12 protein-coding genes are annotated in these 15,559 nt (G+C 57.4%); 6 read left to right on the plus strand and 6 right to left on the minus strand.

The features are described from left to right. Positions 1-93: 93 nt before the first annotated feature. The 4 genes from V8J88_RS16645 (at position 94) to V8J88_RS16660 (ending at position 4,815) form a co-directional block, all read left to right on the plus strand. Positions 94-705, plus strand: a complete 612-nt coding sequence (locus tag V8J88_RS16645; protein WP_338845341.1) for a PH domain-containing protein — start codon at positions 94-96, stop codon at positions 703-705. Between the two features lie 400 nt (positions 706-1,105). Beyond that, a complete protein-coding gene (locus V8J88_RS16650; RefSeq protein ID WP_338845342.1) occupies positions 1,106-2,353 on the plus strand; it encodes an alpha-xenorhabdolysin family binary toxin subunit A in 1,248 nt (415 codons plus the stop codon). 141 nt (positions 2,354-2,494) lie between these two features. Continuing rightward, positions 2,495-3,712, plus strand: a complete 1,218-nt coding sequence (locus tag V8J88_RS16655) for an alpha-xenorhabdolysin family binary toxin subunit A (RefSeq protein WP_338845343.1) — start codon at positions 2,495-2,497, stop codon at positions 3,710-3,712. Between the two features lie 53 nt (positions 3,713-3,765). Beyond that, complete coding sequence (locus V8J88_RS16660; RefSeq protein ID WP_338845344.1) at positions 3,766-4,815, plus strand: alpha-xenorhabdolysin family binary toxin subunit B; 1,050 nt, start codon at positions 3,766-3,768, stop codon at positions 4,813-4,815. A 374-nt stretch (positions 4,816-5,189) separates the two neighbouring features. On the opposite strand, the gene V8J88_RS16665 is transcribed toward V8J88_RS16660, so the two are convergent. From V8J88_RS16665 to V8J88_RS16685, 5 genes are all read right to left on the minus strand, one after another. Beyond that, positions 5,190-6,389, minus strand: a complete 1,200-nt coding sequence (locus V8J88_RS16665) for an ABC transporter permease (RefSeq protein ID WP_338845345.1) — start codon at positions 6,387-6,389, stop codon at positions 5,190-5,192. After that, a complete protein-coding gene (locus V8J88_RS16670) occupies positions 6,386-7,120 on the minus strand; it encodes an ATP-binding cassette domain-containing protein (RefSeq protein WP_338845346.1) in 735 nt (244 codons plus the stop codon). The genes V8J88_RS16665 and V8J88_RS16670 overlap by 4 nt, the downstream gene beginning before the upstream one ends. Next, on the minus strand, positions 7,117-8,550 hold the full coding sequence (locus V8J88_RS16675) for an alpha/beta hydrolase (RefSeq protein ID WP_338845347.1): 1,434 nt from the start codon (positions 8,548-8,550) through the stop codon (positions 7,117-7,119). The genes V8J88_RS16670 and V8J88_RS16675 overlap by 4 nt, the downstream gene beginning before the upstream one ends. Next, on the minus strand, positions 8,547-9,800 hold the full coding sequence (locus tag V8J88_RS16680; RefSeq protein WP_338845348.1) for a D-amino acid dehydrogenase: 1,254 nt from the start codon (positions 9,798-9,800) through the stop codon (positions 8,547-8,549). Before V8J88_RS16680 ends, V8J88_RS16675 begins: the two co-directional genes overlap by 4 nt. A 75-nt stretch (positions 9,801-9,875) precedes the next feature. After that, on the minus strand, positions 9,876-10,277 hold the full coding sequence (locus V8J88_RS16685) for an NUDIX domain-containing protein (protein WP_338845350.1): 402 nt from the start codon (positions 10,275-10,277) through the stop codon (positions 9,876-9,878). A 203-nt stretch (positions 10,278-10,480) separates the two neighbouring features. On the opposite strand from V8J88_RS16685, the gene V8J88_RS16690 reads away from it, so the two are divergent. Further along, positions 10,481-12,544 (plus strand): 3-hydroxybutyrate oligomer hydrolase family protein, encoded by a 2,064-nt coding sequence (locus V8J88_RS16690; RefSeq protein ID WP_338845351.1) that lies wholly within the window; start codon positions 10,481-10,483, stop codon positions 12,542-12,544. Between the two features lie 11 nt (positions 12,545-12,555). After that, positions 12,556-13,620 (plus strand): lipid A deacylase LpxR family protein, encoded by a 1,065-nt coding sequence (locus tag V8J88_RS16695; protein ID WP_338845352.1) that lies wholly within the window; start codon positions 12,556-12,558, stop codon positions 13,618-13,620. A gap of 143 nt (positions 13,621-13,763) precedes the next feature. On the opposite strand, the gene V8J88_RS16700 is transcribed toward V8J88_RS16695, so the two are convergent. Beyond that, a complete protein-coding gene (locus V8J88_RS16700) occupies positions 13,764-15,557 on the minus strand; it encodes a M61 family metallopeptidase (protein WP_338845353.1) in 1,794 nt (597 codons plus the stop codon). Between the last annotated feature and the right edge of the window lie 2 nt (positions 15,558-15,559).

Here is a 15,559-nt window from a genome sequence, read left to right on the forward strand (position 1 = left end):
ACCTGCAGTATTTTGGACGGCCCCGGCAAGCCCGCCTGGACGCTCTCAACAATGCGGGCAGCCTGCCCGCAGCCCACCGCAAGGAGCAACTCCATGTTTGGCAAACTCGCAGCAGACGCACTTGGCCTGAGCGATATCGGTTCAGTGATCAAACCCGCCGATTTCGACAAAGTTGATGCAGATGATTATGTGATGCACGAAGATAATGAAAAAATCTTCTTCCTGATCAAATCCAAAACAGATGAATACTGCTTTACCAACCGCGCCCTGATCCATCTCGACGGCGCCAGCGCGGTCAGTAAAAAACGCATGTTGCACCGCTACAGCTACCACGCGCACCCGGTCAGCGCCGTCAAGCTGGAAACCGCCGGCACCGTGGACCTCGATGTGGAAATCAAATTCGCCCTGGGCGAAGCGCGTTTTTCGATTGATGTGCACAAAAAGCACCTGGAAGAATTGAAAGACCTCTACAAATCGCTGATCCGCATTGGCGAAATTCAGCACGACAACGCAATCGCCTACGAACAGGCGCGCGACAGCGTGCAACTGGCCGCAACCACGCTTGGCCGGGGCACGCTCGAAGGGATTCCGGTGGCGGCATTTGAGCAATTAAACCAAAGCGCCTTCAACTGGCTGCGCGAAAGCCATCAAAAATACGTGCCCAAAGATTTCGGCCCGGTGTTTGAACGCTATCTGGCCAAATAAGCGCAAAACGGGCCGCCGCAAAGCGGCCCGGCCCCTGTCTCCCCCTCCCCGCCTTAAACCCAAGCCTGCGCCCGCCGGCGCCTGATGCAAACGCCATCCGCGCCAGACCACTCTTGCCGCAGCGCATCTTGCCGCCACGCCAAGACTGCGCTCAAAGACGTGTCCAGCGTTACAAGCAGTTGTGAAAATGGCATTCAATTGTGATTTTTCCAAGTAATTTATTGTAACTTTTTTACCTGAAAAAATTTCCGGGACAGAACATTGAAAATGCGCAATTTCATAGGAGAAACATAGAAAATTGCAGGGCATTTTTTGTTAAATAAGGCTGGAAAAACAGGAAATCAGGTGTTACCATGGGTTTTCTTTCGCATCCGCTCCACCCCACCTCATGGAGAATGCCATGCTGCAAAGTACGATGATTGAAGCAAGCCAAGCGCCCTTGATCATGATGCAACTGATGGCCGGCGAGATCGATGCCGCGCCACCGGAGCAAAGCGAAGCGCGCATGGCCAGGGCATCAGACATACCGCATCTGGCGCGCAGCGCGGCCCCCAGCGGCAATTTTCGCGGCGCCGGGATTTTCACACGGCAGGATTTGCGCAATATCCGCGAATATGTGCAACAGGGTTTGAGCCTGCCGGCCAATCTGGAAGGGGTGTACGGCCTGACCGGCTACAAACGCTGCGGCGTGGCGGGCTTGGAGCCGGAAGAATTACTGCCCCTTTTTCAAGCCATCATCAATCATTGCAAAAGCTGGTCGCCGCTTGAATCCGATGTCTGGAATCAAAATCTGGCGCTGGAATCCAGCGCGAATGCGGTCGTGAAATATGGCGAACAAATCGTACGCACCATCGACGCCATGCCGCTGATGGAAAAAATCCGCAATAATCTGCAAAACCTGAGCGACAGCAATCCCGGCTTGCTGATCTATTCGGCGCAAGACCGCGCACTGGCGAATGCCGCACAAAACCTGTTTGGCGATTTGGCCGCCGAAATCGACAATCAACTGCTCAAAACGCAAAAACTCAAAACCCGCATCAATGATTTCCGCATCATGCTCGCCGGTGGCCGTTTGTCCAACGCCAGTTATTTCACCGGACTGGAGCCGCAAATTCAGCAAAAGCGCACCCTGCTGGAAAAGCACAAAGCCAGCCTGCCGGAATCGGCCTTTTTCGCGCAAATCAATTTCATCTTCGAGCGCATCGGACAAGCCGAAAGAGAATATCATCAGGCGATTCAACCCCTGTTCAATTCGCTAGGCTCGGGCTATGTCTCGATCAATTATTTTCTGAGCATGTACAGCTGGCATTGCAGCCAATTGCGCGACAAAGTCATGTCTTTACATATGGAACTGGTGATGCTGATCATCAATTTCAGCGCCGGCCAGCACTTGCTGAACTCGATTGAAACCCTGGCGCGCCGTTTTGTCGGCATCGGCCTGCATATGCTGGATGCGGAAATGGCCATGAATAATATCGACTTCATGTGGCAGTCGATGCGCAGCCAGCTCGAACAGTCGCAACAACAATTTTCCAGCCTGAACAGCGAATTATCCCTGGCGCGTTTCATGCCGGCTTTCAAACGCGTGTATGAACCGTGGCGCCAGATCGCCGAGTTGGCGCGCAATATGCAAAACCAATTCTGGTAAAGCCTTCCCTGCCCGTTTTTTCCGTCAGCGTACTGCAGCGCAGTACGCGGCAGGCGCACGCCTGACGACAGCTTGCGCCGTCTGTTGTTGCAGTGTTTCACCGGTATTTATGCGTATTTCATTTTCACCAAAGGAGGCAATATGACGCAGGCATTACGCACTGACAGCATTATTGATTCGGATGAAGTGCCATCAATTACCCTCGGTCTGCTGACCGGCACCCATCCAGATGCCGAGCGTGCGCCAGGGATTTTCACCAAAGAGGATTTGTTCAGCATCAAGCTGTATGTCAAAAAAGGCTTGGCGCTGCCGACCACGCGGCCAGTGGTCGAATCCTATCTCGGCTACAGCAAAGTGGGAATCGCCGGCCTGGAGCCGGCTGATATTCAAGGCTTGTTTACCGCCATCAACGGCAATTGCATGAAATGGGATGATGTCGAAAAGAGTTGCATCCAGCAATGTCTCAATCTCGACAGCGCCGCTGAAAACATTACCGATACCGGCGACGCCCTGCTGCGCTATATCGAACAAATGCCCTTGATGGAAAAAATCAAAACCACGCTCGGGCAATTATCGGCGCAGCAATTAGCGCAAATCACCTACACCAATGAAGACCGCGAAGCATCCAGCGCCTTGGGCGAAATTCTGGAGGAAATGAAAAAAGACATCGACAGCCAGCAGAAAAAGACCGCAGAAGTCAAGCGCAAGGTCAGCGATTTCCGGATTGAGCTGGCCGGCGGCAAACTGTCAGACGGAAATAGCGTGCCGGGCCTGGAGCCGCAGGTCAAATCGAAAAAGAATCTGATGGATCGCAACAACCTGAGCCAAACCATCGAACGTCTGCAACAGGATATCGACACCAAGAAAAGCCGCATCGAGCAATTGCAAAAAGACTATGAGAAATATGTCGGTCTGGCTTTTTCCGGGGCCCCGGGCGGCATCATCGGGCTGGCGATCACCGGCGGCATTTTCGGCAAAAAAGCGGAAGATGCGCGCAAAGAAAAGAATCGTGAAATCGCCGCTTTGCGCGCGCTGGAAGACCAGATCAGCGGCAAAAAAGCCTTGCAAAGCGCAATCGAAAACCTGTCGCGCGATTTTTCCGATATGGGGATACGGATGGTGGACGCGGAAATGGCGCTCAACAACCTCGATTTCATGTGGCAAAACATTCTGAGCAAAATCAATGAATCCAAGGAAAGCTTCAGCAAAATCAATGATGCGCTGAAGCTGACGCAATTCATCATTTCCTTCAGCAAAGTCATTAAACCCTGGCGCAACATCGGCGAATCGGCGCGTGATTTAAACCGCCTGTTCAATGAAGCCCTGGCGGAATACAAGAAACTGTATGGCAATAGCTGAACGCTCTGCATTGCCGCTTGCAACACCATCTCTACTTCATTGAAAGGTTGATCATGGCAACAGTGACTCCCCTTAATCCGAGCGCATTGAGCAATCCCGATGTCAGCATGCAGGACATTTTCCAGGGTGTGAAAAACATCAATCGCGCGGTTTTTTTCAAATCCGCCCAATACCAGATCCTGCAGCAAAAAGCCGAGCGCGCCAGAAATTATGCGCAAGAGGCGGAAAGCCTTCTGCGGCGCGACATTCCATCTTTGCAATCCGAGCTGGACAACGCCGCGCCGGATTCTTATTTTTCCATGATTGCGGAAATTGAAGCCGGCCTGAAAGAAGCGGGTTTGGCGCCAGAAGATATCGCCGCTTTGCAGGAAGAACGCGCCAATACGATTGAAAGCCTGAGCGCAGCGCTGGCCGAAACCCATGCCAAGTTCAAAAAATCCAGCAGCGAACTGGCAAACAAAATTTTTGAGCTGGAAAAAGTGGTCTTGCTTGAGCGTATCGAAGGGCCATTGGCGGATGAGCAAAAGCGCCATGCGGAAATCTTGCATGACATCAATGTCAAAGAAACCCGCAAAAAAGAAGTGTCAGCGGCGCGCGATAAAATCATCGCCGCGCAGGATGTGATCCGCGCCAAGAATATTGCCGACACGTTCAAGGATTTTCTGCCCGCCGCCAGCGATTTGAGCGCGCTCGATCTGGCTGCGCCCGAGGTGGAAGCCATCAAACAATCGATTGAAATCGCCCGCAAAACCCTGGGCATCGTTTCCGATGGCATCAAATATACGCAATTGGCGGATGCGCGCCGCCAATTGGAAGCGGAGATGGACAAGATTTCCGCCGACATCGGGGTCTTGCGCACCCGGCTGAAAGGCTCGGACGACATCATTGAGGATTTGACTGCCGTGCTGCAAATAGACAAGCACAAGAAAAACATCATCACGGAGACCCGCAAGATCATCCGCAGCTGGCAAAATTTCACAGAAACCCTGGGCGCCTTGTCCGGCCAGCAAGTCAATCTGCAAAACATCACAGACACCATGCATGGCCAGGTGCAATTCCTGAAAAATCTGTTAAAACAAGTCGCGAATATGGTCCTGGTCTGAAGCGGCCCGCCTGATACGCGGCATCGCATGTCAGCGGGGGGGGCTGCAGCCAACGGCGCGCGCCAGGCGCCGTTTTTCGATTCAGCGTCTGCCGCTGACGTGGATTATCCATTCCTGCGTCTGGAGGGACTTGATTTTGGCCTGATGCGCGTGAGCTATTTCGGATCATCCCCGCGAAAGACATGCGGAAATGACGGCGTGAGGGTCTGCGATTGAATAGAAACTGCAGGGGATCAATTCTTCAGATTGAAAAAGCGCACAACAATATTGCGACGCAATGAAGGTAAAAAACCCGGCCTCCATTCGGAAGCCGGGTTGATGTGCGGCGCCTGTCGGTGTGGCAAAAGCCATCCAGACATGGCTAACAGCCGTCCCTACACCCCCACCACAAAGCGCTCACTCTCAATCCGCCAGATGCAAAACCTGGCCAGCAAGAGCGCCAGCAAAGATGGCACGCCAAGCAGTAATGCCCATTCAAGCGGGGCGATGGATTGGCCTTTGATCAGGGCTTTCACCGCTTCACCGTGTCCCAAGGCGGGCACGGCGAACATCCAGCTTTGCCGGCCCAGGTCTAACATCGGCACGACCATCACCGGCAACATCGGGGCCAACATGGCGATGCTGACTGAGGATTGCGCTTCTTTGAAGGATTTGGTGTTGAGCGACAGCGCCATGATGAAGGCGGCGGCGAACAGGCATAGCGGAATCCCGCTGATGATCACCGGCAGCAGACCGGCTAAGCCGATTTGCCAACTCATGCCGATTTCTTCCAAGGGCAAGATGCTCAACACCACATGCACCCCCGCCACCTCCAGCGTCAAACCGACAAAGGCGAACAACGCGGCGGCCAGCCATTTGCCGCCGACGATTTGCCAGCCGTGCACCGGCTGCGCCAGCAACAGTTCCAGGGTGCGCCGCTCGCGCTCGCCGGCGGTGGCGTCGATGGTCATCGAAACACCGATCCCGAACACGCTCCAAAACAACATGCCGAATAAAAAGCTGAGCATGGAGCCGGCGCGCTCGCTTTGGCTGGCGACATCAAATTCACGCAGTTCGAGCGGGGCCAGCAAACCCGGCGCCACGCCGCGCGCAATTAAGCGCCATTCCGCAATGCCGCGCTGATAGCGCTGCATCTGCCGCTTCAATTTCCAGGTCTTGGCTTGCTGCTCGGTGGCGGAGTTGTACCAGATGGTGATTTGCGCCGGACGCAATGCGTCATAGGCGGCGCGGAATTCCGGGCCGATTTCAATAATCGCGGTCAACTTGCGATCCGCCAGCAGGCGCGTCATCTCGCTGTCATGCTTGGCGGCGTCAGCGCTGCGCGGCAGGGCTTTGAGCGTGATGCCGGCTTGCGTCAGCTGGCTTTGCAAGCCTTTGGCCTGCTCGCCATTGATGATCATGACCTGAATCGTTTCATTTTCATCCTGGGTCGCTCTTTTAATCGCGAACTGCAATGACAGCATCATCATGGCCGGCATCAAGATCACCAGCGACAGCATCAAGGTAAGCGAACGGCGATCGCGCAGGGCTTCGCGCAGCTCTTTAAAAAACACCACAGACCATAATGATTTCATGCGGCGATCCCTTCATCACTGCCGATCAAGCTGACAAACGCATCTTCCAGATCCGCCTTGCCGGCCAATTCACATAAAGCTTGCGGCGTGCCTTGCGCCACCACACGCCCCTTGGCCATCACCACCACGTCATCACACAAGGCGCTGACTTCTTGCATCACATGGCTGGAAAACACCACGCAGCAACCTTGCGCGCGCAATTCCTGCAGGGTGTTGCGCACCGCGCGCGTGCTCATCACGTCCAAGCCGCGCGTGGGTTCGTCAAGCAGCACGTTTTGCGGTTGATGCAGCACCGCGCGCGCCAGCGCCACTTTGATGCGCTGGCCTTGCGAAAAACCGGCGCTGCGGCGCTCCAGTATCTCGCCCATATCCAGCATGCGGCTGATCTCGCTGATGCGCTGCTGCAGCCGGGCCTCGTCCATGCGGTGCAGGCGGCCAAAATATTCCAGATGCTCGCGCGTGGACAAACGCTCATACAAGCCGAATTGATCAGTGAGAATGCCGAGTTTGGCGCGCACCGCAATCGGGTCCCGGCCAGGGTCTTTCTCATCCACACTGACGCGCCCGGCATCGGCTTGCAAGAGGCCGAAAATGATGCGCAGCAAAGTGGTTTTTCCGGCCCCATTGGGGCCGAGTAAGCCGGTGATTTTCCCGTTTTGCGCCGTGAAACTGGCCCCTTGCAAAGCCTGCACCTGCTTGAATTGTTTGCTGATGTTTTCGACGGTAATCATGGTTCTGCTCCTGCCGGACTCAGCACAAAGGGTTCGCGCGCAATCTCGTTTAAGCATTTACCGTCCAGCGGCTTGCCCGGTTCATCCAGAAAAAGGCGCAGCAGGCGCATGGCGCAGCCGTGCGGGGTAACGATGTGGCCGACTTCGGGCGCGATCAGATGTTGCGCGCGGCTTAAATAACGCATCGCTTCTTCGGCGCGTTCCGGCGGCGTCACCGGGTCATATCGCCCCGACAGCAAAAGCGTGGGAGTATCGAGTTTGTGCGGCGCATTCGGCGCGCGTGCGCCGACTTTCAAGACCTGGCACCAGCGCTGCATTTGCCGGGTCCAGGTGTCGCCGATGAAAGAACGCCCGCGTTCGGCCAAGACTTGTTTTTCATCGATAAACGCCACATCTTCGCCGCACAACACCGCCATGGTCAGGCCGAGCGCCATGCCATCCTGTTCCCAGGAAGGAAAGCTGATCGTGGCGGCGGCCAGCGGCTGCCAATTGCCTTGCGCCGCCTGCTGCACCAGATAGGGAATGCGCGCCGCATTTTGCGGCGCATACAACATCATGCGCAGCGATGCGCTCAAGTTTTCTTCACGCAAGGGCATACTGACTTCTTTGCCGGTGAGCGGATGTTGAAAGCGGATGCTTGCGCCTTTGCGCGCTTGCTCCAGCAAGCTGTCAAGCTGTTGCGTAAATTGTGGAAATTGTTTGCTGCAAGCTGCATCGGCCGTGCATTTATCGCGCAGCAATTGCATGGCGCGCCCGCTTTCGAGGCCCAGCATGCCGACATTTTGCTGCGGCGAGACCACACCATCGAGCACCATGCTGCGCGTGTGCGCCGGAAACATCGCCGCATAGACTTGCGCTAAACGGGTGCCGTAAGAACCGCCCCATAAATTGATTTGCTGCACCTTGAGCGCTTTGCGCACTTGATCCAAATCGCGCGCCGCATTGGGTGTGCTGTATTGGCTCAGATCGGCGCGCAGCGATTTGAAGCAGGTTTGCACTTCAGCTTCGACCTGATCCGGGTGCATGGTTTCGCTGCGCTGCAATTCGGGACAGCTCAATTTGCCTGATTTGCCGGTTCCGCGCTGATCAATGAAAACGATATCGCGCGTGCTGCGCACTCTTTGCATACCGTTTTCCAGCAAATATACAATCGAGGAGCCGGACTGTCCCGGCCCGCCGGCCAGCACAAACAGTGGATCGTTCTTGCTGTTTTCACGCCAGGCCGGGGCAATCGTGACATGTAAATTGACCGTGCCGCGCGCCGGCTGGGCATAATCCAGCGGCGCCGCCACCGTCATACAACGCAACGGGCTTTCATAGCCGAACAAATGACAGGATTTGCCGGGCAGCGCGCCGGCGGCATGGGCAGCGCCGGCCAAGAGCAAGCCGAGCAGGCCGGCTGCGCGCGTGAGAAATGGAAATGTCTTCATTGATAGCGGTCGATAAATAAGCCAGAGGTGTCGATGTCAGGTTTTTTACCCGAGATTAAATCGCTCAAGAGACGGCCCGAGCCGCATGCCATGGTCCAGCCCAGCGTGCCATGGCCGGTGTTGAGGAAGAGATTGCGGTATTTGGTGGGGCCGACCACTGGCGTGCCGTCCGGCGTCATGGGCCGCAGGCCGCACCAGAATTGCGCTTTTTCAATCGCGCCGCCGCGCGGGAACAGATCCGATACCGAGTGCACCAGGGTGGCGCGGCGCGCTTCGTGCAGGCGCAAATCATAGCCGGCGATTTCCGCCGTGCCGCCGACGCGGATGCGGTCGCCCAGCCGGGTGATGGCGACCTTGAAGGTCTCGTCCATCACTGTCGATTCCGGACTGCCGTCGGCGTCTTTGATCGGCACGGTGATGGAATAACCTTTGATCGGGTACACCGGAATATGCAAACCCAGCGGCTTGAGCAGGATAGGCGAATAGCTGCCCAGCGCCAGCAAATAAGCGTCGGCTTGCAGCTCGCCCTTGCTGGTGATCAGTTTTTCGATTTTGTCGCCATGCGCCACGATGTGCTGTAAATGCACGCCGTTTTCAAATTTGACGCCTTTTTCGCGCGCCAGCGCGGCCAGGTTTTGCGTGAATTTGAAGCAATCGCCGGTTTCATCATTCGGCAGTCGCAGGCCGCCGACATATTTGCCGCTGACATGGCGCAGCGCCGGTTCCGCCTTCTGGCAGCCAGCCGGGTCTAACAATTCATACGGCACCCCGGATTGCTTGAGGATGGCGATATCATTTTGCGCGCCGTCGAGCTGCTTTTGGGTGCGGAATAATTGCAGCGTGCCTTGCATGCGCTGGTCGTATTCGATGGCAATCTCTTTGCGCAGTGCGATCATGCAATCGCGGCTGTATTCCGCCAAGCGCACCATGCGCCCCTTGTTGCGCTCATACGCGCTGTGATTGCAATTCATCAGCATTTGCCAGACCCAGGCCCACATCTTTGGATCGAGCGAGGGACGGATCACCAGCGGGCTGTGCTGCATCATCAGCCATTTCACCGCTTTCAAGGGCACCCCGGGGCCAGCCCATGGCGCGGAGTAACCCGGCGAAACTTCGCCGGCATTCGCGAAACTGGTTTCCAGCCCGGCGCCGTCCTGGCGCTCCAACACGGTGACATCATGACCGGCTTGCGCCAGATACCAGGCGCTGGCCGTGCCGATCACGCCGCTGCCCATGATCAGAATTTTCATCAGTATTCTCCTGCTGCCTTGGGGCAGGTTGCGTTAATTGCGAAAAACCCCCAGTTTACCAGAGGGCGCCTGTTGCTATACGGCAAAACGCTGCAAATCCAATGCGGACATCAGCGGAATCGTGGCCGGCAACAGCGGTTGCGGATAATCGCGCCCATACCAGCCGAAGGCCTGCCCTTCCAGCCCGCGCGGTTCGCCCTGCCAGTCGCGCACCAGCCAGAAATGCAGGCGCACATGAGCGTGCGGATAGCTGTGCTCAATGGTTTGCCAGGGCGCTCCCTGCAACACCTGAACCCCGAGTTCTTCGGCGAATTCGCGTTGCAAGGCGGCGAACACGGTTTCGCCGGCCTCCACTTTACCGCCCGGAAATTCCCAATACCCGGCATACGGTTTGCCCGGCGGACGCTGGGCAAACAGGGCGCGCCCGTCGGGCTGCAACAAAACGCCGACGGCGACATCAATAATCTTTTCAGACATAGCGCAAAAATAAATAGGCAACAGCTGAGCATAGCATTCTTTTTACGCAAATCAGGGGCCGCAATACAGCCTCTGCAGCGCCGCATGCTGCGGCTGCCGGCGCCATGCGGCAGCGCAACGCCGGGCTGGAAACCGCCAGCTTTCGGGTTACACTGTGGCTTCCTGCGCCACGCTCGTGGCCATCCTTCTTCCCTGTCGCCGCTATGAAAACTCCACTCATTTTCAGCTGCAGTCTGTTATCCCTTGCACAACTTTCCGGCTGTGGCGGCAATCCACAGGAAGCAGTCAATCTCAAGCCTGCTTTTCTGGGCGAGATCAGCGCCAGTCAATACGATGGCGTGAGCGATGATTTACTCACTGCAGGCCTGGGCAAGAGCGGCCTGGCCGGCGCGGCCCCTGCGCTGGCGGACAGCGCCAACCCGACGCCGGCGGAATTGCGCCGGCTGGCGATTTACAACAATTACCGCGCCCTGGTGGATATGACGGCGGATGGCGGCTATGGCCGTTTGTATGGCCCGAATCTGGACGCCAGCGGGCGCGACAGCGGCGGCGAGGGCAAAATCAGCGGGCGCGAATATCTGGCTTACAGCGATGACGGCAGCGGCAAACAAAATGTGCTGTTGCTGGTGCAAGTGCCCAACAGCTTCAATCCCGCTGCGCCCTGCATTGTGGCGGCCCCCTCCTCCGGCTCGCGCGGGGTGTATGGCGCAATCGGCACGGCTGGCGAATGGGGTTTGCAACGCGGCTGCGCGGTGGCGTACACCGATAAAGGGGCCGGCCTGGGCTTGCATGAATTGACGCCGGATACTGTCGTATTGCAAAACGGCCAGCGCGCCAGCGCCGCCAGTGCCGGCAAACTGGCGCAATTCAGCGCCAATTTGAGCCAGGCCGAGCGCAGCGCTTATATCAGCAGCCAAAGCCTGCCGCTAAGCGCTTTCAAACATGCGCACTCGCAAAAAAATCCGGAAAAAGACTGGGGCAAATGGACCCTGCAGTCGATTGAATTCGCACTGTATGTGCTCAATGAGCAACACGGCAAACTGGCGGCGGATGGCAAGCGGCGGCTCGCCAGCATCACAGCGAAAAACACCCTGGTGATCGCCTCCGGCGTCTCGAATGGCGGCGGGGCCGTGCTGGCGGCGGCGGAGCAGGACAGCAGCGAATTGATTGACGCCGTGGTGGCGGGCGAACCGAATGTGCAGCTGGCCCCGGATCAGCGTTTGAGCGTGGTGCGCGGCGAGACCCGCTTGCAAGGCAGCGGCAAATCACTTTATGACTACATCACGCTGGCGAATTTGCTGCAACCCTGCGCCGCGCTGGCGCCGCAGACCGCCGACGCACCGCTATTGGCCGCCATCGCCCGCCCGAACGCCATCGCGCGCTGCGTGGCTTTACGCAATGCCGGCCTGCTGAGCGGCAACAACGCCGAAGAAATGGGACAGGCAGCGCAAACCTTATTGCTGCAAGCCGGCTGGCAGCCGGAAAGCCGCTGGCTGCACGCCATGAATTACGCCATAGCGGCGCCGGCGCTGGCCGCCACTTACGCCAATGCTTATGGCAAATTCAATGTCAATGACAATCTGTGCGGCTATGGCTTTACGATGAGTCTGCCGAACGGGCAATTGCTGGCGGGACAGGGCAGCGGCATCCCGGCGGGCGGCCTGGCGCTGATCAATTTGAAAAGTCCGGGCGGGCCGCTGGCCGATGCGGTTTCGCTCTCCCCTTCCAGCGGGGCGGCGGATTTCAACAGCGATGGCGCGCGCTGTCTGCGCGATCTGCTCAGCGCCAGCAGCGCGGAAGCGCGCCGGGTGCAAGCCGGGGTGGCGGAAGTGCAGCGCAGCGCCAATCTGCGCGGCAAGCCGGCCCTGATTGTGCACGGGCGTGATGACGCCCTGCTGCCGGTGGCGTTTACCTCCCGTCCCTATTTCGGCATCAACCGCCTGGTGGAAGGCAACGCCAGCAAACTCAGTTATATCGAAGTCAGCAATGCCCAGCACTTCGACACCCTGCTGGCGCAAGCGCCGTTCGCCAGCCGTTATCTGCCGCTGCATGTGTATTACCGGCGCGCGCTGGATCAGATGTGGGCCAATCTGAAAAACGGGGCAGCGCTGCCGCCCAGCCAATTGGTGCGCACCACGCCGCGCGCCAAACTGGCGAATGGCGCCTTGCAACCGGTGACAGACGATCTGTTGCCGCCGATTGCAGCCAAGCCGGCGGCGGCGGATCAGATTCTGTTTGCTAACAATCAGCTGACAATTCCGGACTGAGGAGCCTGGCGGTGAAATTGCGCACATCCTGCCTGCTTTTGCTCGGCGCACTGCAGCTGCCGGCGCTGGCGGCGAATTGCAAACACGTCCCGGCGCCGGAGGCCCGTGGCGCTGCGCCGCAGCGCGGCAAGGAAGTGCATTTGCTGGTGGAAAATGATTTGTTTGCGGAAAAGGTGGGCTTGAGCAAATCTGACCGCTGGTACACCAGCGGCGTGAAATTGATTTACAAGCCGGAGCATGAACATCCGCCCTTCATCGGCTTATTGGAAGCCTTGTCGAGCAAAAAGCGCAGCGATTATCAGATGGAATACGGCTTCACGCTGGGGCAGATGATGTTCACCCCGTCCGATATCAGCCAGAGCGCGCCGCAACCGCATGACCGCTACTGGGGCGGCTGGCTGTATTTCGGCACGATTTTGCAAGCGCAGCCGTGCGACGCCAGGGAATTGGGGCGCATGAGCACCATGGAATTGGATGTCGGCATGCTGGGGCCGTGGTCGCTGGCGCAGCAATCGCAAAAAGCGATACATAAGCTGGTTGGCGCACCGATGCCGAACGGCTGGAATAATCAGCTCAAAAGCGAGTTGGGTTTTCAGTTCAGCTTCAACCACCAGCGCCGCATACGCCAGGCGCAGCGCGGGCCGCTGAGTTTTGACTTGATCGCGCATGCCGGCTTTGGCATCGGCACCATGTTTGACTATGTGAACGGGGGACTGACCCTGCGCATCGGCAACAATCTGGAAGAAGCCCCGGTCGGCTCGATTGAAATGCCGTCGCTGATGTCCTTTGGCGAACGCGCCAACCGCGCGTATTTACTCGCCCGCATCGACTCGCGTTACTCGGTGCATAACACTTTTTTGCAAGGCAGTATGTGGCGCGCCAAACCGCATGAAAGCGATGTGCGCGCAAAAAGTTTCACCACCCAGGCCACGCTCGGCGTGGTTGTCGAATCGCGCGAATGGCGCATGCACCGGCTGGCCTTCTTATTCAACCGCCGCAGCGCGGAATTCAATAATCAACCGGGTACGCAAAGCGTACAGAATTTTGCAACCGTGATGGTGCAGATGGATTTTTGAGGCGCATGCTTTGCGCATGGCGCTCATGCGGGGCGGCCATTCCGGCTGTGTTGCGGGCAAGGTTCGCGTGGGCGGCAAAAATGCGCCCGCCCTGCGCTGAAGGCGGCGCTGCATATCAACGCCGCCTTGGCGAAAACCGGCCATCAAACCCCTTCAGTCGGCCTGGGCAAGGCCGCTTTTTTGCCGGCCTTGGCCAATTCCAGTTTCACCCCGGCAGCCCCGGAGGCGCTCAGGGTGGCGGAAAATTCCAACAATTCATCGCGCCGGAAAGCATGCAGCTTGACCTTATCGCCCACGCGGTAGCGCGCCAGCAAGGCGTCCAGATTGCTTGGCGTAACGCGAATGCCGTCAAGCGCAATCAACAAATCATTGCCGGATAAGCCGGCTTTGTGCGCCGCGCCGCCTTCATACACCTTGGCCAGCTTGCAGTCATTGCCCTCGCGCCCGGTGGCCACGTCCAGACTGGCGGCAGCCGGCGGCTGATTGCTGTAGCTCAGGCCGAATTCCGGCAAGAGCTTGTCAAAGGGCAGATCCTCGGTGCCGTGCACATAACGGGAAAAGAATTGTTTGAGCTTGCAACCGGCGACTTCTTCGGCGATTTCCTGCGCTTCTTCATCGAACACGCCGCGCTGGCTGGCTTTGTTCTCATAAAAATCCTGGCCGTAACGCTGCCACAGAATGCGCATGAAATCATCCAGCGAACGTTCGCCGCCGGTTTTGCTGCGAATCGTCAAATCCAGCGCCCAGGCCACCAGCGAACCCTTGGTGTAATAGCTGACAATCGCATTCGGCGAATTTTCATCCTGGCGATAATATTTGCCCCAGGCGTCAAAGCTGGAATCAGCCACGCTTTGCTTTAAGCGCCCCGTACCGCGCAATACGCCATTGATGACTTTGGCTTGCATGCCAAAATAATCGGCTTCGCTGATGATGCCGCAGCGCACCAGGAATAAATCATCGTAATAGCTGGTGAAGCCTTCAAACAGCCACAGCAGCGGGGTGTAGTTTTCCACCTGCAAGTCATACGGCACAAACACTGCCGGCTTGATGCGCTTCACATTCCAGGTGTGGAAGTATTCATGGCTGCACAGGCCGAGGAAAGTGCGATAGCCTTCGCGCAAGCTGTCTTTCGCTTCGCCTTTGTAGGGCAGATCTTCACGCTTGCAAATCAGGGCGGTGGAGGCGCGGTGCTCCAGCCCGCCATAGCCATCGCCCACCGCCATAGTCATAAACACATAGCGGCTCATCGGCGCGCGCCGGGTTTTCGGCTCAAAAAAAGCGATTTGCGCTTCGCAAATCTTTTTCAAATCACCGCACAGCCGCTCCAGATCCAGATTCGGCACATTGCCAGTCACCACCACATCATGCGGGACGCCGTGGGCCTTAAAACTGGCGATTGCAAAATCGCCCATTTCCACCGGATGATCAATCAATTCATCGTAATCTGCTGCGATATAGCTGCCAAAACCGTAGCGCTTGGCTTTCTGCTCGGGCAGGCTGGTGGCGACGCGCCAGTTTTTGCATTCGCTCTGCTCCGGCTTGGCGATTTCCACCACATGCGCCAGATCTTCCTGACCCAGCACACGCAAAAATACGCTGGTTCCATTGAAAAAACCGTGGCTTTGGTCCAGATGCGCGGCGCGCACCGACAGATCCCAGGCGTACACCTCATATTCCACCTGCAAAGCGCCTTTGCAGGCTGCGGCTTGCCAGCAATCTTTGCTGATTTTTTCCAGCGCCACCGGCTTGCCGCCACAAGTTGCGCTGATTTGCACGATGTTGCGCGCAAATTCGCGGATCATATAGCTGCCGGGAATCCAGGCCGGCAAGGCCAGCATCTGCCCGGCGGGATCGGGTTGCGCCACCGTCAGGCGCACGGCGAACAAGTGGCCGGCCAGGTCTTTCGGGGCGATGTGGTAGGCGATGTGATGTTTCATAG

The organism is Massilia sp. W12, assembly GCF_037300705.1.
Lineage (GTDB): Bacteria > Pseudomonadota > Gammaproteobacteria > Burkholderiales > Burkholderiaceae_D > JACPVY01.